At 67.6% G+C, this 16134-nt stretch carries 17 protein-coding genes; 8 read left to right on the top strand and 9 right to left on the bottom strand.

Annotated features, from left to right (window positions below):
• Positions 1 to 110 precede the first annotated feature (110 nt).
• The gene (locus AUR65_RS01250) at positions 111 to 395 is read left to right on the top strand and encodes a DUF7545 family protein (RefSeq protein WP_058566675.1); all 285 of its coding nucleotides are present in this window, start codon (positions 111 to 113) and stop codon (positions 393 to 395) included.
• A 28-nt stretch (positions 396 to 423) separates the two neighbouring features.
• Here AUR65_RS01250 and AUR65_RS01245 read toward each other — a convergent pair whose 3' ends face one another.
• The 4 genes from AUR65_RS01245 to AUR65_RS01230 form a co-directional block, all read right to left on the bottom strand.
• Positions 424 to 627: a hypothetical protein gene (locus AUR65_RS01245; protein ID WP_103429248.1), complete on the bottom strand. Its 204-nt coding sequence runs from the start codon at positions 625 to 627 to the stop codon at positions 424 to 426.
• Between the two features lie 133 nt (positions 628 to 760).
• Complete coding sequence (locus AUR65_RS01240) at positions 761 to 1558, bottom strand: ZIP family metal transporter (protein WP_058566673.1); 798 nt, start codon at positions 1556 to 1558, stop codon at positions 761 to 763.
• 252 nt (positions 1559 to 1810) lie between these two features.
• Complete coding sequence (locus AUR65_RS01235; protein WP_058566672.1) at positions 1811 to 2563, bottom strand: mechanosensitive ion channel family protein; 753 nt, start codon at positions 2561 to 2563, stop codon at positions 1811 to 1813.
• 204 nt (positions 2564 to 2767) lie between these two features.
• Positions 2768 to 3034, bottom strand: coding sequence for a hypothetical protein (locus tag AUR65_RS01230; RefSeq protein WP_058566671.1), 267 nt, complete (start codon positions 3032 to 3034; stop codon positions 2768 to 2770).
• 208 nt (positions 3035 to 3242) lie between these two features.
• On the opposite strand from AUR65_RS01230, the gene AUR65_RS01225 reads away from it, so the two are divergent.
• The gene (locus AUR65_RS01225; RefSeq protein ID WP_058566670.1) at positions 3243 to 5336 is read left to right on the top strand and encodes an acetate--CoA ligase family protein; all 2094 of its coding nucleotides are present in this window, start codon (positions 3243 to 3245) and stop codon (positions 5334 to 5336) included.
• Between the two features lie 26 nt (positions 5337 to 5362).
• The gene (locus AUR65_RS01220) at positions 5363 to 6466 is read left to right on the top strand and encodes a phosphotransacetylase family protein (RefSeq protein WP_058566669.1); all 1104 of its coding nucleotides are present in this window, start codon (positions 5363 to 5365) and stop codon (positions 6464 to 6466) included.
• A 132-nt stretch (positions 6467 to 6598) separates the two neighbouring features.
• Here the strand turns inward: AUR65_RS01220 and AUR65_RS01215 are convergent, their stop codons facing one another.
• Both AUR65_RS01215 and AUR65_RS01210 read right to left on the bottom strand, forming a co-directional pair.
• Positions 6599 to 7705 (bottom strand): M24 family metallopeptidase, encoded by a 1107-nt coding sequence (locus AUR65_RS01215; RefSeq protein ID WP_058566668.1) that lies wholly within the window; start codon positions 7703 to 7705, stop codon positions 6599 to 6601.
• Positions 7706 to 7779: 74 nt separating this feature from the next.
• Positions 7780 to 8886, bottom strand: a complete 1107-nt coding sequence (locus tag AUR65_RS01210) for a hemolysin family protein (protein ID WP_058566667.1) — start codon at positions 8884 to 8886, stop codon at positions 7780 to 7782.
• A 132-nt stretch (positions 8887 to 9018) separates the two neighbouring features.
• Here AUR65_RS01210 and AUR65_RS01205 point away from each other — a divergent pair, with 132 nt between their 5' ends.
• Both AUR65_RS01205 and AUR65_RS01200 read left to right on the top strand, forming a co-directional pair.
• The gene (locus AUR65_RS01205) at positions 9019 to 10350 is read left to right on the top strand and encodes a S8 family peptidase (RefSeq protein ID WP_058566703.1); all 1332 of its coding nucleotides are present in this window, start codon (positions 9019 to 9021) and stop codon (positions 10348 to 10350) included.
• Positions 10351 to 10452: 102 nt separating this feature from the next.
• A complete protein-coding gene (locus tag AUR65_RS01200; RefSeq protein WP_058566666.1) occupies positions 10453 to 11490 on the top strand; it encodes a DUF7544 domain-containing protein in 1038 nt (345 codons plus the stop codon).
• Positions 11491 to 11527: 37 nt separating this feature from the next.
• Here AUR65_RS01200 and AUR65_RS01195 read toward each other — a convergent pair whose 3' ends face one another.
• The gene (locus AUR65_RS01195; RefSeq protein ID WP_058566665.1) at positions 11528 to 12835 is read right to left on the bottom strand and encodes an MFS transporter; all 1308 of its coding nucleotides are present in this window, start codon (positions 12833 to 12835) and stop codon (positions 11528 to 11530) included.
• A gap of 100 nt (positions 12836 to 12935) precedes the next feature.
• On the opposite strand from AUR65_RS01195, the gene AUR65_RS19815 reads away from it, so the two are divergent.
• Both AUR65_RS19815 and AUR65_RS01190 read left to right on the top strand, forming a co-directional pair.
• Complete coding sequence (locus tag AUR65_RS19815; RefSeq protein WP_199180544.1) at positions 12936 to 13106, top strand: hypothetical protein; 171 nt, start codon at positions 12936 to 12938, stop codon at positions 13104 to 13106.
• A gap of 30 nt (positions 13107 to 13136) precedes the next feature.
• Positions 13137 to 13364 carry a DUF7543 family protein gene (locus tag AUR65_RS01190; RefSeq protein WP_058566664.1) on the top strand — a complete coding sequence of 76 codons (228 nt, stop codon included), beginning with the start codon at positions 13137 to 13139 and terminating at the stop codon, positions 13362 to 13364.
• A 10-nt stretch (positions 13365 to 13374) separates the two neighbouring features.
• Here AUR65_RS01190 and AUR65_RS01185 read toward each other — a convergent pair whose 3' ends face one another.
• Both AUR65_RS01185 and AUR65_RS01180 read right to left on the bottom strand, forming a co-directional pair.
• A complete protein-coding gene (locus tag AUR65_RS01185; protein WP_058566663.1) occupies positions 13375 to 14157 on the bottom strand; it encodes a CBS domain-containing protein in 783 nt (260 codons plus the stop codon).
• A 43-nt stretch (positions 14158 to 14200) separates the two neighbouring features.
• The gene (locus tag AUR65_RS01180; protein ID WP_058566662.1) at positions 14201 to 15658 is read right to left on the bottom strand and encodes a DHH family phosphoesterase; all 1458 of its coding nucleotides are present in this window, start codon (positions 15656 to 15658) and stop codon (positions 14201 to 14203) included.
• A gap of 89 nt (positions 15659 to 15747) precedes the next feature.
• Here AUR65_RS01180 and AUR65_RS01175 point away from each other — a divergent pair, with 89 nt between their 5' ends.
• Entirely contained in the window at positions 15748 to 16128 is a 381-nt protein-coding gene (locus tag AUR65_RS01175) for a DUF7522 family protein (protein WP_008092512.1), read from the top strand.
• The last annotated feature ends 6 nt before the right edge of the window (positions 16129 to 16134 follow it).

The following is a 16134-nucleotide window of genomic DNA, read 5'->3' as shown; positions in this document are numbered from 1 at the left end:
GAGACGAGGAGGCGCGCTCCGCCCGACTGCGGCGCTCGGGGGCGCTCGCGCGGGACCCCGACGCGCCCGCAAACTCAAGCCTTAACCCGCGGCCGACCCCACGTGGTGGCATGGTCGAAACTGAGACGTACACCATCGAGGGACCGAACGGAGACACCGAAGCGCTCGAACTTCCCGCGGGCCTCGTCGACATCTTCTCGGAGCAGGGCGAAGACCCGACCGACGTCGTCGCCGACGTCGTCGTGCAGGCGTTCGCACAGCAGGCCCACGTCGTCGCCCACCACAGCGAAGGCGGCGCGCCGGCCGACATCGCCGAAATCAACGAGACGATGGAAGAACTGTTCGAAGACCGCTTCGGCGTCCCGCTGTCGGACGCGCTCGGTCACTCGCACTAAGCGGCAGTCGCACCCGAATTTTCTCGGATTACGACAGGTAGCCGCGCCTGTCGAGGGAGAGCCCAGCCACGACGACGACGAGCACGATGCCCAGCGCCACGGGCATGAAGTACGGACTAGATATCGTCCCTCGCGTGAGTTGCCACGAGCAGAGAATCCCGAGAACTCCGCCGAGCGTGACGAGCGCCCAGAGGAGCCCTAACTCGGAGAGAACCCGCGTCAGCACGGACATCGTTCGCTCACCGGGACGCGCGGCGGTTCACTCGGCCCCGACATCACAACGAGCGCGGGGAAACGCCGTTCGAATCCGGTCATCACGGCTGTTCTGACAACCCGCAGAACGATATGTATTTCGGCGGGTGCGCTCAGATAAACGCCAGCGGGACCATGATGGTGAACCCGGCGACGAGTCCGGCGAGCAGTTCGACCCGCCCGCCGCGCGGGAGGCGTTCGCCGAGTTCGAGCGCCTCGGGGATGAACTCCGTGAGGACGAGAAACACCATCGCGCCCGCGGCGAAGCCGAAGCCGAACGGGAGGAACTCCCGGGCGATGCGGACGAAGTAGAAGGCGATGACCGCGCCGATGGGCTGGGGCAGACTGGAGAAGATGGCCCACCAGACGAGCTTCCAGTTCGAGACGTTCATCGACCGAAGCGGGATGGAGATGGCCAGCCCCTCGGGGACGTTGTGAATCGAGATGGCAATCGTCATGAACACCGCCAGCAGCGGGACGACGAAACCGAACAGTTGGAAGCCGCCGTCGAGGCCGAGGTCGGCGAACGAGACGCCGACGGCGACGCCCTCGGGGAAGCTGTGGACGGTGAGGATGCCGAGAATCAAAAGCAGTTTGCGGAAGTCGGCCTCCTCGTACTGCTTGGGGTTGACGTCCGCGCCCTCGATGACGCGGTGGGCGACGAGGACGAGCGCGACGCCCGCGAGCATCCCGATACCGAGTTGGAGCGGCGTCCCGTTTGCGAGCCCCTCGAAGACGAGGCCGAACAGCGACGCCGACACCATGATGCCCGAGGCGATGCCCCACAGCGCCACGTTCCAGCGGTCGCTCACGTCCGAGACGAAGAAGAACGGAATCGCGCCGAGACCGGTGGCGATGGCCGTGACGAGCCCGGCGAGAAAGACGAACGTGAGAGCAGCAAACTGGTCCATACCGAACGTAGCCACCCGGTGCCGATAAGTATTATCATATTCCAGATATTTTTGGCTGGCCTAAAAACTCGAATGTCGGTTAGAGAGCTTCAGATGGTTTAGACTGGCCAAAAACTCCGATTCAGACATATAATAGATATTCTGATATATGTCGATGCGAGCGGCGGCTCAGCGGCGGTAGTCGGCGAAGAAAGGTGTCGGTTCCGTGGCGCGCTCGTACCGGGCGTACTGGATGCACCGGGCGGAGCGTGCCTAGTCGTCTGCCGGCGACGCGCCCTCGGGCGAGTCGCTGTCGCCACCCATGGGCGAGACGGGGGTTGCCGCGACGGAGCGAGCCGACCCCATCCAGCGCTCGACGTTGGCCGAGACGTAGTCGCGCGCGCCGAAGGCCACCGCGCCGCCGACGCCGATGGCGAGGGCCGCGGCGATGCCCCACGCGAACGCCTGCGCGATGGTGAACAGGATGGCCACGTCGATGCCCATCGTGCTCAGACCGATGACGACGGCGGTGAAGTAGAGGAACATCCGGGTGCCGACCGCGAAGATGCTCGTGTACGGCGTCTCGGTCGCCGCGCGGGTCCGGGTGATGGCGTCACCGATGAAGTCGGCGACGACGAACCCGAGGACGATGACGAGCAGCCCGGCCACGAACGACGGCGCGTACGACGCCGCGGTCGAGACCCATTCGGAGAACAGGTCGACCGCGAGCACGTCGGCGGCCGCGAGGACGGCGATGGCGTAGACGAACCACTTGCCGAGCGTCCCGAACGCGCTCGATACCGCCTTTTCGGTCCCGCCGAGAATCTTCCCGACCGGCGTCGCCAGCACGGCCTTATCGACCTCGATGCGGTCGGCGACTCGCGTGATGAGTCGGGCGGCGATACTGCCGATGAACCAGCCGACGATGAGGATTAAGAGCGCGCCCACGAGCCGCGGGACGAACGCGAGCACGGCGTTAGTCAACTCCGCGATGGACTCGGTCAACGTGACTTGTAACGGGTACATTGTTGCGGGTGGAACATCGCGCGCCCGACAGTTAGTTAAGAATAGTAGAACCGTGAATAAAATCATCTCGTAATCGGAACCCTCCGATTTCTCCGATACTCGGCGAAAACGGACGATGCGCCGACTGACGGGGCGATGGCCCAACGGTCGGTTCGACCGTCCGGCGAGCGAGACGGTCTTCGGTTCGGTCGCGTCGGCCGCGGTTTAATCCCTGCTTGATTCGTCGCCGCGGTCGGTGGAATCGGCTCGCTCGTCGGCGAGACGGCCGAGCTGTGTCGCAATTTCTTCCATGGCGACGACGAGTCTGGCGGCGTACCAGAGGACGACGGCGACGACGAGCAGAAACACCCACGCGAGAATCTGCTGGGCGACGAAGAGCGCGTAGACGAGCGTCAGCGCGAGGAAGACCGCGACGGCGACTTTCGCGCCGGCGGTCCGGTGGAGAGGCACGTCGTCGGAGGGGGTCGACATACCCCATCGTTTTCGGGGGATGTCATTATGTGTTTGGCCGCCACGGGCCGGCGGCGATGCCCCCCCACTTGACGAGCGTATTCGGCCCAATTCTGTGGTATAAATCACGAACCATACCGATTAATTGCGCTACTGTAGCGTGCCACCAAAGGCCGTGAGACCGCCCACACCACCGAGTTTATCAGTCAATGACGGGAAGCAACAGGTAATGGGAGAGCTATCCGAATTGTTCGCGCCGAACCGAATCGCGGTGGTCGGTGCGACCGAGCGCGAAGGAGCAATCGGGCGGGCAATCATGGACAACCTCATCGACGAGTTCGACGGTGAGGTCGTTCCGGTCAACCCCAAGTACGACGAACTGTTCGGCCTGCAGTGCTACGGCGACGTCGGCGAGACGAACGCCGACCTCGCGGTCATCGTCGTTCCCCCGAAGGTCGTCCTGCCGGCGATGAAGTCCGCCGGGGAAGCGGGTATCCAGAACGTGGTCGTCATCACCGCCGGCTTCGGCGAGACGGGCAGCGAAGGTGCCGCCCGCGAGCAGGAACTCCGCGACATCGCCGAGGAGTACGACCTCAACGTCGTCGGCCCGAACAGTCTGGGCATCATGAACACGGACGTCGGCATGAACGCGACGTTCGGCCCCGACATGGCCCTCGACGGCAACATGTCCTTCATGAGCCAGTCGGGCGCGTTCATCACGGCCGTCATCGACTGGGCCAACGACGAGGACATCGGCTTCAAGGACATCGTCTCGCTGGGTAACAAGGCCGTCCTCGACGAGGCCGACTTCATCGAGGCGTGGAACGACGACCCCGACACAGAGGTCATCATCGGCTACCTCGAAGGCATCTCGGCGGGCCGCGAGTTCATCGACTCCGCCCGCGACGTGACGAAGGACACGCCCATCGTCCTCGTCAAGTCCGGGAAGACCGACGCCGGCGCGCAGGCCGCCTCCTCGCACACCGGCACCATCGCCGGCTCCGACGCGGCCTACGAGGCCGGCCTCGAACAGGCGGGCGTCATCCGCGCGGACTCCGTCCAGCACCTGTTCGACACCGCCCGCGTGCTGGGCGACCAGCCGCTCCCCGAGAACAAGGACGTGGCCGTCATCACGAACGCCGGCGGCCCCGGCGTCATGACGACCGACGCCATCGGCGAGTCGGAACTGCAGATGGCCGACTTCACCGACGAGACGCTCGAAGCCTTCTCCGAGTCGCTCCCCGCCGAGGGGAACATCTACAACCCGGTCGACATCGTCGGCGACGCCGACAACGACCGGTTCAAGGAGGCCCTCGACGTGGCGCTCGCCGACGACAACGTCGGCATGGCGCTCGTCTTGACCTGCCCGACGGCCGTCCTCGACTACAACCAGCTCGCCGCCGACACCGTCGAACTCCAACAGAAGTACGACAAGCCCGTCGCCGCCTGTTTCATGGGCGGCGAGCGCGTCGACGCCGCCTCCGACGTGATGAAGGACGCCGGCATCCCGAACTACTTCGACCCCTCGCGCGCCGTCGACGGCCTCGAAGCGCTCTCGAAGTACGCCGACATCCGCCAGCGCGAGTACGACGCCCCCACCGAATTCGACGTGGACCGCGAGCGCGCCCGCGAAATCCTCGAAACGGTCAAGGACCGCGACGAGACCCGCCTCGGCGTCGAGGCGATGGAACTGCTCGACGCCTACGGCATCGAGACGCCAACGGGAGACATCGTCGACGACCCCGCCGACGCGCTCGAAGTCGCGGAGAACATCGACGGCAACGTCGTGATGAAAATCGTCAGCCCGGACATCCTCCACAAGTCCGACATCGGCGGCGTCAAGGTCGGCGTCGAAAACGAGGACGTCTACGACGCCTACGAGGACCTCATCACCCGCGCGAAGAACTACCAGCCCGACGCCAACATCCTCGGCGTGCAGGTTCAGGAGATGGTGAACCTCGACGACGGCGTCGAGACCATCGTCGGCATGAACCGCGACCCGCAGTTCGGCCCGCTCATGATGTTCGGTCTCGGCGGCATCTTCGTGGAAATCCTCGAGGACACGACGTTCCGCGTCGCGCCCGTCTCCGAGGTGGAAGCCGAGGACATGACGAAGGAAATCGACGCCGCACCGATGCTCCGCGGCGCCCGCGGTAACGACCCGGTGGACATCGGCGGCATCACGGAGACCATCCAGCGGCTCTCCCAACTCGTCACCGACTTCCCGGCCATCCTCGAACTCGACATCAACCCGCTCGTCGCGCTGCCGGACGGCGTGAAGGCCGTCGACGTTCGACTCACCGTGGACCCGGACGAACTTTAAACACTTCACCACCCTACCATTCAACAATGAACACGGTACTCGTCACCTCGACCGGAGAAAGCACCGGGAAGACCGCAATCACGCTCGCACTCGGCGTCCTCGCCAAGGAGCGCGGACTGGACGTGGGCTACATGAAGCCCAAGGGCACCCGCCTGCAGTCCAGCACCGGCAAGACCCTCGACGAGGACCCGATGCTCGCCCGCGAACTGCTCGACATCGACGCCGAGATGCACCAGCTCGAACCCGTCGTCTACTCCCCGACGTTCATCCAGGGCGCGGTCCGCGGCAAGGAGAACGCCGAGGAGCTTTCGGAGGTCATCTCCCACCACTTCGAGGACATCTCGGCCGGCAAGGACCTGATGCTCGTCGAAGGCGGCGGCTCCTACCGCACCGGCGGCATCGTGGACCTCACCGACGGCGACGTGGCGAACCTCCTCGACGCCGAGGTCGTCCTCGTCGCCGACTACCAGCACCCGAGCGACCTCGACGACGTGGTCGCGGCGGTCGAAGACATCGGCCCCGACCGCCTCGCCGGCGTCGTGTTCAACCGCGTGAGCGACGCCTCCTACGACGAACTCGAAACCGAGGTCGCGCCGTTCCTCGAAGCCCGCGGCGTCCCCGTCCTCGGCGTCGTCCCGACCGAGAAGGACCTCGCGGGCGTCACCGTCGAGGAACTCGCGAACGAACTCGGCGCGGACTTCGCGACCGACGCGCCGACCGACGCCTTCGTCGAGCGCTTCCTCGTCGGCGCGATGGGCGGCGACGCGGCGCTCCGCTACTTCCGGCGCACGAAGAACGCCGCGGTCATCACCGGCGGCGACCGCGCGAACATCCAGCGCGCCGCGCTCGAAGCCCCCGGCGTCAAGTGTATCATCCTCACCGGCGGCCACCGACCCGTCGGGGCCGTCATCGGCAAGGCCGAAGAGAAGGGCGTTCCGGTGCTCCTCGTCAACGGCGACACCCTCTCGGTGACCGACCGCGCCGAGGACATCGTCAGCACGGGGCGCACCCGCGACGAGCGCACGGTCAACCGGATGCGCGACCTGCTGTACGAACACGCCGACATCGACGCCATCATCGGGAACATCAAGCCGTCCGGTGACGGCGGTGCGGCCGACGACGACGAGTAACGACCGACGCGTCGGCACCACCGACTGCGTTGCTTTTTTCAGACTTCTGACTCAGACCTCGGCTTCGTCGCGCTCGCGGCTATCGAGAGACTAGACGCCCGCAACGTCGGTCAGCGAGGTACCAGTTCCCGGTCAGCAGCGCCAGCCGCGGTCGGTGTCGTTCAGGAGTTCCGCGCCGTCGTCGGTGACGACGACGAGGTCCTCGATTCGGACGCCGAACTCGTCGGGGAGGTAGACGCCCGGTTCGACGCTGAAGACGTTCCCGACCTCGAGTTCGCGGTCGTTCCCGGCGACGATGTAGGGCTCTTCGTGCACGTCGAGGCCGACGCCGTGGCCGGTTCGGTGGATGAAGCGGTCGCCGTAGCCCGCCTCCTCGATGACCTCACGGGCCGCGCGGTCGACGTCGCCGGCGGTGACACCCGGTTCGACGGTCTCGACGGCGGCGGTCCGGGCGGCCTGCACGACGCCGTGGACCTCGGCGAACTCCGCGGGGGGTTCGCCGGCGAAGACGACGGTCCGCGTCTGGTCGCTCGGGTAGTGGTCGACGACCGTGCCGAAGTCGAGGACGACCGGGTCGCCCGACTCGATGACGCGGTCGCCGTGGCTGTGGTGGGGCATCGCGCCGTTCGGGCCGGACCCGACGAGCGGGCCGAAGGGAATCCCCTCGCCGCCCTCGTCGGCGAGGAGGCGCTCGATTTCCGCGGCGAGTTCGTTTTCGGTCATGCCGACGGCGTCCGCGCCCATGTCGCGGACGCGCTCGACCGCGCGGTCGACGGTCGCCCCGGCGCGGCGGAGCGCGTCGAGCTCGGCGTCGTCCTTCTGCGCGCGGAGCGGGGCGACGACCTCGCTCGCGAGGCCGAAGTCGGCGTCGGGGAGCGCCGCCCGGAGGTCCTGCGAGAACCGGGCCCACATCGTGTCGTCGACGAGGACGCGCCCGCCGGCGAGGTCGAGGTCGGAGACCACGCCGTCGAGGGCGTCCCGCGGGTCGTCGTCGTCGCTCCACGTGCGCACGTCCGCGACCCACGACTCCGCGCGGACCTGCGTCTCGTAGAGGTCGGGGACGAGGAACACCGGCGCGCCCTCGCGGGGGACGAAAAACAGCAGGTGGCGCTCTGCGGGTTCCTCGTCGAAGCCGGAGAGGTACAGCAGGTTTCGGCTGGGGAACAACACGGTCGCGTCGGCGTCCGCGTCGGCCAGTCGCTCCTGACAGGCGCGGGTCCGTCGTTCGAAGGGCGTCATGCGAGTCGATACGGGCGGCGGGAGAAAAGCGTGGGCGGTCCGCGAGCGCGTGTCGGGTCACCCCCACGGGCGTCCTACGCCCCGAGGTCGAGCGGGTCGTAGAGTTGGCCGGTGATTGACTCGAAGGCGTCGGAGGCGGTCACGAGGCCGACCACGGAGCCGCTTTCGGGGTCGCGGACCATGGCGAGTTCCTGATTCTCCGCTTGGAGGCGGTCGATGAGGTCGCTCACGGGGAGGTCCGACGGGACCGAAAGCGGGGGCACGGCGATGTCGTCGAGGCGGCGGTCGCCCGACTGGAGGCGGTCGATGTTCGAGAGGACCGTCGGCGCGTAGACCACGCCTCGAACGTCGTCCAGCGAGTCGCCGACGAGCGGGAACCGCGAGTGCTGGGGGTTCGCCCGAATTCGTTCGAGGCTCTCGTCGGTGCTCGCGTCGACCGAGAGCGCGACGACGTGGTCCGCGGGGACCATCACGTCGCGGACGGGCAACTCGCCGATTCGAAGCGCGTTCAGGACCTCCTCGCGGCGGTCCTCGGGGAGCGAGCCCTGCGCGAGGATGTCACCCATCTGGCTTCGGACCTCGCCACGGCTGAGGCGGGTGCCCTCGCCCGCGGAGCCGTCGCCTCCCTCCTCGTCGTCGATTTCGGCTTCCTGCCACGACCGGGTTATCTCGACGCCGACGAGCGACAGCAGGCGTTTCGCCAGCCAGTCGGCGACGACGATGACCGGGTACATGAGCTTCGTCCAGCCGTACAGCACGGGCGCGGTGTACTTCGCCACCGTGCGAGAGCGCTCGACGCCGAGGTACGTCGGCACCTGCTCGCCGAGGACGACGTGCGAGAGGTTGATGACGACGAGCGCCAGACCGACCGACAGCGACGTGTGAGAACCCGCCGCCCCGCCGCCGCCGAGGACCGCGTTGAAGGTGGCCGCGACGGCCGGTTCGGCGACGACGCCGAGGCCGACGCTGGCGATGGTAATCCCGACCTGACAGCCCGAGAGGTACACCTCAAGCCGCTCGGTCATCTCCCACGCGAGTTCGAGGCCGCGAGACCCCTCGAAGGCGGACTCGTCGAACTGCGGGACGCGCGTCATCGCGAACTCCGAGACGACGAAGAACGCGTTCGCGAACAACAGCACGAGGCCGCCACCGAGCCGAAGCGCGGTTTCGACACCTACCATGTGAGCCGAGCGTTCGAACCCGACCCCCCTGAGCGTGTCGGCTCCGGTACGACGTTGTGGTTTTTCGAGGAATTATTTTAAACTCGAAAATGTGCCGTAACAACTATGTTTTCGACGGTCGCGGTGTGCGGTATGCGTCAGCAACACAGGCGGACGTTCCTGAAGCTGAGTGGCTCCCTCCTCGGCGGCGTCGCCGCCGGATCGACTGTCGTCGCGGCCGAGCGGACCGACCGGTTCATCGTCGACCTCGGTGGCAACGACGCGTCGGCGGCGGCGAGCGCCGACGTGGAGGTCGTCTACGACCTCTCGCCGGCGGGTGTGGCCGTCGTCGAGGGAGACGAGTCGGCCGTTTCCGCGCTGAACGCGGCCTACGCGCCCGACGTGGAGATAGAACTCGACGGGCCGGCGGTCGGCGACGTGGCCCCGGCGGACGCGGTCGACGAACCCGGCTACGACGCGCAGTGGGACAAACAGAGCCAGCGGATTCCCGCGGTCCACGACGTGACCCGCGGCGAGGGCGCGCGCGTCGCCGTCATCGACACCGGCGTCGCCGCCGACCACCCGGACCTCGAACACGCGGTCAACACGTCGCTGTCGCGGAACTTCACCGGCGACGGCTTCGGCGCGGGCGTCCCCGCCGGCGGCGACCACGGCACCCACGTCGCGGGCATCGTCGCCGCGAACGACGGAAACGAGACGGGCGTCGTCGGCTCCGCGCCGGGTGCCGAACTCGTGGACTGCCGCGTGTTCTCGCCGAACTCGCTCGCTTCGTTCGCCGACATCCTCGCGGCCGTCGTCTACAGCGCCGAAGTCGGTTGCGACGCCGCGAATCTCAGCCTCGGTTCCTACCCGGTCCCGCGACAGGGCGAAGGGAAGTTCTACGGCAAAGTGCTGAACAAGACGCTGACCCACGCCAACCGCTCGAGGACCGTCGTCGTCGTCGCCGCCGGCAACGACAGCGCCGACCTCCAGCACGACGGCGGCCTCATTAGCCTCCCCAACGAGGGGGCACAGGCGCTCAGCGTCAGCGCGACCGGCCCGAAGGGAATCGCCTTCGACGCGGGCGACGCCGAGGAGGGACCGAAGACCCCGGCGTTCTACACGAACTACGGGACCAACGCCGTCGGCGTGGCCGCGCCGGGCGGCGACGCCCTCCTCTCCGCGCAGGAGACGCATCCCGACACATGGTTCTACGACCTCGTCTACAACACCGCCTCGACGCCCGCCTACGACGACGACGGGAACTACGTCGGTTCGACGCACGGCTACGACTGGAAGGCCGGAACCTCGATGGCCGCGCCGCAGGTGGCCGCCGCCGTCGCGCTCGTCCGGTCGGTCGAACCGGGCCTGAACGCGAATCAGGTCGCGTCGAAACTCGGGCGCACCGCGACCGTCCCCGAGGGGTCCGACAAGGCGTACTACGGGGCCGGCTATCTCGACCCGCTGGCCGCCGTCTCCGAGTAGCGACCCCGTCGAGACGACTCTCAGCCCCCGAGAGAGTCGCCGAGCGACGTGACACCTTAGCTCTCGAACACCTTTATCTCGCGAGGCGTCGCATTGTCACTCATGAGTTGGAAAGCAATCGACGCCCTCGACGACGCCCGTGACGCCACGGCGTCGCTCCTCCTCCCGTTCGACGCGGGCCGATGGGCGCGCCTCGCACTCATCGCCCTCTTCGTCGGCGGCCTCGGCGGGAGCGGCGGTGCCGGAAGCAACACCGGAACCACCGCCCCCACCGGAGGCGGCTCGACCGACATCCCGGTCGATTCGCTGCCCGGGTTCGTGACGCCCGAAAACGTCTTCGCCGCCGTCGTCGCGCTCGCGGCGGTCGCCGTCGTCCTCGCCATCGTCTGGTCGTTCGTCGGCTCCGTGATGCAGTTCGTCCTCGTTGACGCCGTCGTCACGAAGGACGTGCGCATCCGCAAGCCGTTCCGCGAGCGATTCTGGCTCGGCGTCAGGCTGTTCGCGTTCCAAGTGGGGCTGGCCGTCGCCGTCCTCGCGGTCATCGTGGTCCCGGTCGCGGCGGTGCTCCTCGGTTCCGTCGCGGTCACGCCCGCGGCGGCCCTCCTCGCCATCCCGCTCGTACTGCTCGCCATCTTGCTGGCGTTCGTGCTCGCGGTCGTCATGCAGTTGACGACGGACTTCGTCGTCCCGACGATGATAGCCGAAGACCGCACCCTGCTGTCGTCGTGGGGGCGGGTCGTGCCGGTGTTCCGCGCCGAGTTCTCCGAGTTCGGGCTGTACGTCATCGTCCGGTTCGTCCTCGGCATCCTCGCGAGCATCGGTATCGGCATCGCGGCCCTCCTCGCCCTGCTCGTCGTCGCCGTCCCCTTCGCCATCGTCGGCGGCGCGGCGTTCCTCGCGCTCAACGCCGCCAACGTCGCGCTGGGCTCGGCGGTCGGGCTGGTCGTCTTCGGCGCGCTCGGACTGCTGTTCGTCCTCGCGGCCATCGCGGTCGGCGCGCTCGTCCAGATGCCCGTCGTGACGTACTTCCGGTACTACTCGCTGTTCTTGCTCGGAAGCGCCGACGACTCGCTCGACCTCGTCTCGCAGTTCCGGTCCGACGACGACTCGTCGGCCCCGGAAGGCCCAACCCCCGCGTAAGGTTCGACGACTCGTTTTCGCCGTCTCGCGTCTTTTTTCACGCCGTCGCCGACGTGACCGCCTCGCGGTCCAGCCGCCCGAGGAGGACGAGAATCGGAATCATCAGCACGCCGCCGACGACGAACGGTGCCCAGAACGCGATACCGGTGTAGAGCCCGCCGGCCAGCGCCGGGCCGAACGTTCGGGCGAGGCTCCCGGCGCTCTGGGTGAGGCCGAACGCGCCGCCCTGCTCGTCGTCCGTCGCCGAGCGGGAGACGAGCGTGTTCAACGAGACGTTCGTGAGGGCGTTACCGAACGACAGCGGCGTCATCACGACGAGCAGCGCGAGCACGCCCGCCGGGAGGACGGGACCGACCGGCAAGAGCGCTCCAAGGTCGGGGACGAACGCGCCCAGTTGGGGCGAAAAGGGGACGGCCGCGAGCGTGAGCACCTGAATCGCCGCGCCGCCGACCGCGAGCCGGTACTCGCCGAAGCGGTCGGTGAGCGGGCCGACGAGGCCGCCCTGAACGACCGCGAGAACGACGCCGACGTAGGTGAGGATGATGGCGTTCTCGGTCGCGCCGTAGCCGTACTGGTCGTTGGTGAGGAAGATGAACTGGCTTTCGAGCGCCGAGAACGCAAAGGAGACGAGGAAGAAGGAGGCGACGAGCGTGCCCAGTCCGGGCGACCGGAGCGCGGACAGGAGCTGTTGGACGCGGGATTCGCGGTCCTCTGTCGGCGTCCCGCGCGCCTCTGGCGGCCGCGACTCGGGGAGGACGAAGAACGCGACGACGAGGTTCGTCCCGGTGATGAGCGCGGCGGCGAAGCTCGGAAGCGAGAACTCGGAGACGGGGACGACCGCGGGCAGGAGGTCCCGCGCGGCCGCGACGACCGGTTCGCTGGCGAAGAAGCCGCCGAGCGCGGGGCCGAACACGAAGCCGAGGCCGAACGCGGCCCCGAGGAGGCCGAGCCCCTTCGCCCGGTCGTCCGCCGCGGTGATGTCGGCGATGTAAGCCTGTGCGGTGGCGATGTTGCCGCCCATCGCGCCCGCGAGCATTCGGGCGGCGAAAAGCACCGCGAGCGACCCGGCGACGCCGAACAGGAGCCACGCCAGAACGCTCCCCGTGAGCGACAGGAGGAGCACGGGCCGCCGACCGCGGGAGTCCGAGAGGCGACCGAGGAAGGGCGCGGCGAGGAACTGCATCGCCGAGTAGGAGGCGATGAGGAGGCTCCCGACGAACTCCGTCGCCCCGAACGAGAGGGCGTACAGCGGAATCACCGGGATGAGGATACCGAAGCCGAGGAGGTCGACGAAGACGATGAAAAAGACCACCCCGAGCGCCCGACGCGGGTTCTCGACTGTCATCGTCTCCCCGTTGGTGGGGAGTCGAATAACCGCACCGATACCCCCCGTCCCGGGCGGTAAGCGGTGATTAATTAATACGTTGACAATCCTGAGTGTCAGTATGTCCTTCGAATGGGTCTCGTACTTCACGTGCGAGGAGTGTGGGCTGGAGCGCCCGTCGCCGGAGGTCCCCTACGACCGCCTCGGGTACGCGGTCTGCCCCGGGTGCGGCGCGGAGACGCGCCCGGCGGCCGCGGCGACGGCCGACGCCTCGACGCCGGTGGATGGGTAGACACTTCGGGCTCCGCCGCCATCCCCCGGTATGAGCTGGACGGAAGTCCGTCGGGACGACCGCATCGTGGAGTGGGAGCGAAGCGACGGTCACGCGACCATTCGGCTCCGACACGGGCCGAACGCGTGGCACGTCAGAGTCGACCGACTCTATCAGTCCGCCGAGGGCCGCGGCTACGAGGGCGAGCGGTTCGAGTCGGAAGCGGCGGCCCGCGAGGCCGTCGACGCGTGGAAAGCCGAGTACGACGTCGCCGAGTGAGAAAGCCGAGTTACTGGAGTCGGCGCGTCGTCTCGACCAGCGGGTGTCGGGCGTAATCGACGATATCGATGTCCGAGATGGACTTGAGCCCCTCTTTTTCCGCGGTCCGCTGCATCCCGAGTTCGACGGGGTCGTCGATGACGATGACGTAGGCGTCCATCTCCTCGATGCCGATTCGGTCGGCCGCGAGGACGCGGTGGTGACCGTCGGCGAGGAGGAGCGTCCCGTTGTTGTCGATGACGACGAGCGGCTCCGCGAGGCCGCGTTCGAGTTCGTACCGGCGACCGTCGAGTTCGTCGGCGTAGACGCGGGCCTGCGTGGGAATGAGGTTCGAAAGCGCAACGGTCCGGCGCTCTTGGTGGACCGTGATACCGTGAATCTGTTCGAGCGTCCGCATGAGTTTGCCCACCTTCTCGGGGGTCGCGCGCTCGATTTGGCTCCGGATGACATCGGTGTTCGAGATGATGCCGACGAGGTTGCCCGCGTCGTCGACGACCGGGAGCTTCTGGATGCCCGACCGGAGGATGACGCGGGCGGCGTCGTTCACGTCCATCTCGGGGTGGGCGACGACGAGGTCCGTCGCCATCACCGTCTCGATGGGGGCGTCGTCGTCCGCGAGGAGGATGTCGCGGGCCGTGACGAACCCCTCCGCCTTGCGACCGTCACAGACGGGAAACCCGTTGTGGCCGTCGCTCTCGGCGATTCGTTGGGCGACGTCCGCGACCGTGTCGGTCGGAGAGACGGTCTGGACCTCGCGCGTCATGTACTCCTTGACGGTCGCTTTAGTACTCATCTCCCACGTCATAGGGCCACCGTCGGCAAAAACGTGTGGGCGTTCATTCATCGAGCGGGTACTCGAAGGCCACGTCGGTATCCAGACTCGGCGTCGGCGTCGCGTGCTCCAGCGTCTCGAACATCCGCCCGGCGACGATGTCCGTGACGATGGTCGCAAGCGACTCCCGGGAGTCGTCGCTCACGTCGTCGAGGATGCCCAGCGGAATCTGTGCGCCCGCCATGTCCGCGTGGCCGCCGGCGCTCCCGATAGAGCCGAGAGCGTCGCGGAACGTCTCGCCGAGGTCGATTTTCGCCCCGCGGGCGCGCCCGGAGACGTAGACCGTCCCGTCCATCAGTCCGTAGACGACGGTCACCTCGACGCCCTCCATCCCGAGGAGGTGGTCGGCGGCCTGCGCGAGGGCGTCCCGCTCGCGGATGTCGCCGACGTTCGTCGTGAGGATGTTCCCACGCACGTCGCGGTTCGAGATGGCGCGGGCGAGCGTCTCCATCGTCTTGGAGGTCAGACTCGGCGTCTCGACCCGTTCGAGCAGGTCCACGTCCACGTGGGGGATGAGGAAGGCGGCGGCCTCGAAGTCGGCGGTCGAGACCTCCCGCGTGAAGTCGTTGGTGTCGACTTGAATCCCGAACAACAGGGCCGTCGCCACCGTCGTGTCGGGGACGATACCGAGCCGTTCGAGGTACTCCGCGAGGAGCGTGCTCGTCGCGCCGACGCCGCGTCTGAGGTCCACGTACGCCGCCTCGACCGGCGCGCGCGGCGGGTGGTGGTCGATGACGATGTCGATGGTCGTCTCCGGCGGCAGGCGGTCGTTGACGCCCGGCCGGGAGTGGTCGACGAGCGCGAAGCCGTCGTACTCGTCGTCCGCGGGCACCTCGTCGAGGACGCGGAGGTCCAAATCGAGGAGGTTCACGAGCGCGCGGTTCTCCTGATGAGAGATATCTCCGAAGTAACACACGTCGGCGTCGACGCCCGCCCGCTCGGCGATGGCCTGCAACGCCAGCGCCGCGGCGATGGCGTCGGGGTCCGGGTTGTCGTGCATCACGACCGCGAGCCTACCGTCGAGGTTTCGGAGGACCCGCATCAGTCGGTTCAGCCGCTCCGTGTGCGACGTGCCGACGGCGTCGAGGATCCGGTCCGTGATGATTCGACGCGGGTCGATGACCTCGTCGGCCAACGCGTCGATATCGGCGCGGACCGACGGGTCGGCGTCGCCGCCGAGGTAGACGACGAGCGGCGCGTCCGGGAACCGGTCGTGGGCCGCCCGCGCCGCGTCGAGGTTCGAAGCCGAAGACTGCCCGCCGACGACGACGAGGTCGGCCGCGTCGGGGTAGTTCGACGGGTCGGCCGGGTCGCCCTCTCTCGCGGTGATGCCGTCCGAGCGGAGGTCGTCGGCGCGGCCCTTGCGGTCCGTGACGACCGTCACCGTCCCGCCGCGGTCGGCGAGTTGCCCGACGAGGCCCCCGCCGAGCGACCCGCAACCGAGAACCAGGCGGCGTACCATACACGGAGGGTCGGACTCCGGCCGCAAAACCCTACCGTCCTCCCATCCGGCGATGATATTATGTCATGCCACCACATGACACACATACGATGGAACTCGAGACGCAACTGCTCCCCGAGTCGCGAGCCGAGTCGTTCGTCCGAACCTGTCGAACCGTCGTCGGCGACGATCTCAGGAGCGTGACGTACTTCACGCACGACCGGTGCGACCAGATATATCTCCGAAGCGACCTCGAAGCCGACGCAGACCTCACCGGATTCGTCGAACACGAGACCGACGGGTTTCAGGCGCGGACCGCCTATCGCGGCTCCGAACTCGGGAACTACCGGTACACAGTCCGCGCGTTCGACCACGGCTACCTGACGCGGGTGACGGCCGACGACAAGGGCGTGTTCGTCACCACCGACGGCCTGACGCTCAGGCGGTCCGAGGAGTTGGCGTCGGCGCTCGGTGAGTTACTGCGGGAATAAAAGAAA

Origin of the sequence: Haloferax marisrubri (genome assembly GCF_001469875.2) — an archaeon.
Classification (GTDB): domain Archaea; phylum Halobacteriota; class Halobacteria; order Halobacteriales; family Haloferacaceae; genus Haloferax; species Haloferax marisrubri.
This window is presented reverse-complemented; position numbering and strand designations above follow the sequence as displayed.

What these genes read in the sequence shown, in the direction of transcription:
- AUR65_RS01250 (WP_058566675.1), top strand. Translation starts at nt 111, where the DNA reads ATGGTCGAAACTGAGACGTACACCATCGAGGGACCGAACGGAGACACC.
- AUR65_RS01245 (WP_103429248.1), bottom strand. Translation starts at nt 627, where the DNA reads ATGTCCGTGCTGACGCGGGTTCTCTCCGAGTTAGGGCTCCTCTGGGCG.
- AUR65_RS01240 (WP_058566673.1), bottom strand. Translation starts at nt 1,558, where the DNA reads ATGGACCAGTTTGCTGCTCTCACGTTCGTCTTTCTCGCCGGGCTCGTC.
- AUR65_RS01235 (WP_058566672.1), bottom strand. Translation starts at nt 2,563, where the DNA reads ATGTACCCGTTACAAGTCACGTTGACCGAGTCCATCGCGGAGTTGACT.
- AUR65_RS01230 (WP_058566671.1), bottom strand. Translation starts at nt 3,034, where the DNA reads ATGTCGACCCCCTCCGACGACGTGCCTCTCCACCGGACCGCCGGCGCG.
- AUR65_RS01225 (WP_058566670.1), top strand. Translation starts at nt 3,243, where the DNA reads ATGGGAGAGCTATCCGAATTGTTCGCGCCGAACCGAATCGCGGTGGTC.
- AUR65_RS01220 (WP_058566669.1), top strand. Translation starts at nt 5,363, where the DNA reads ATGAACACGGTACTCGTCACCTCGACCGGAGAAAGCACCGGGAAGACC.
- AUR65_RS01215 (WP_058566668.1), bottom strand. Translation starts at nt 7,705, where the DNA reads ATGACGCCCTTCGAACGACGGACCCGCGCCTGTCAGGAGCGACTGGCC.
- AUR65_RS01210 (WP_058566667.1), bottom strand. Translation starts at nt 8,886, where the DNA reads ATGGTAGGTGTCGAAACCGCGCTTCGGCTCGGTGGCGGCCTCGTGCTG.
- AUR65_RS01205 (WP_058566703.1), top strand. Translation starts at nt 9,019, where the DNA reads ATGCGTCAGCAACACAGGCGGACGTTCCTGAAGCTGAGTGGCTCCCTC.
- AUR65_RS01200 (WP_058566666.1), top strand. Translation starts at nt 10,453, where the DNA reads ATGAGTTGGAAAGCAATCGACGCCCTCGACGACGCCCGTGACGCCACG.
- AUR65_RS01195 (WP_058566665.1), bottom strand. Translation starts at nt 12,835, where the DNA reads ATGACAGTCGAGAACCCGCGTCGGGCGCTCGGGGTGGTCTTTTTCATC.
- AUR65_RS19815 (WP_199180544.1), top strand. Translation starts at nt 12,936, where the DNA reads ATGTCCTTCGAATGGGTCTCGTACTTCACGTGCGAGGAGTGTGGGCTG.
- AUR65_RS01190 (WP_058566664.1), top strand. Translation starts at nt 13,137, where the DNA reads ATGAGCTGGACGGAAGTCCGTCGGGACGACCGCATCGTGGAGTGGGAG.
- AUR65_RS01185 (WP_058566663.1), bottom strand. Translation starts at nt 14,157, where the DNA reads ATGAGTACTAAAGCGACCGTCAAGGAGTACATGACGCGCGAGGTCCAG.
- AUR65_RS01180 (WP_058566662.1), bottom strand. Translation starts at nt 15,658, where the DNA reads ATGGTACGCCGCCTGGTTCTCGGTTGCGGGTCGCTCGGCGGGGGCCTC.
- AUR65_RS01175 (WP_008092512.1), top strand. Translation starts at nt 15,748, where the DNA reads ATGGAACTCGAGACGCAACTGCTCCCCGAGTCGCGAGCCGAGTCGTTC.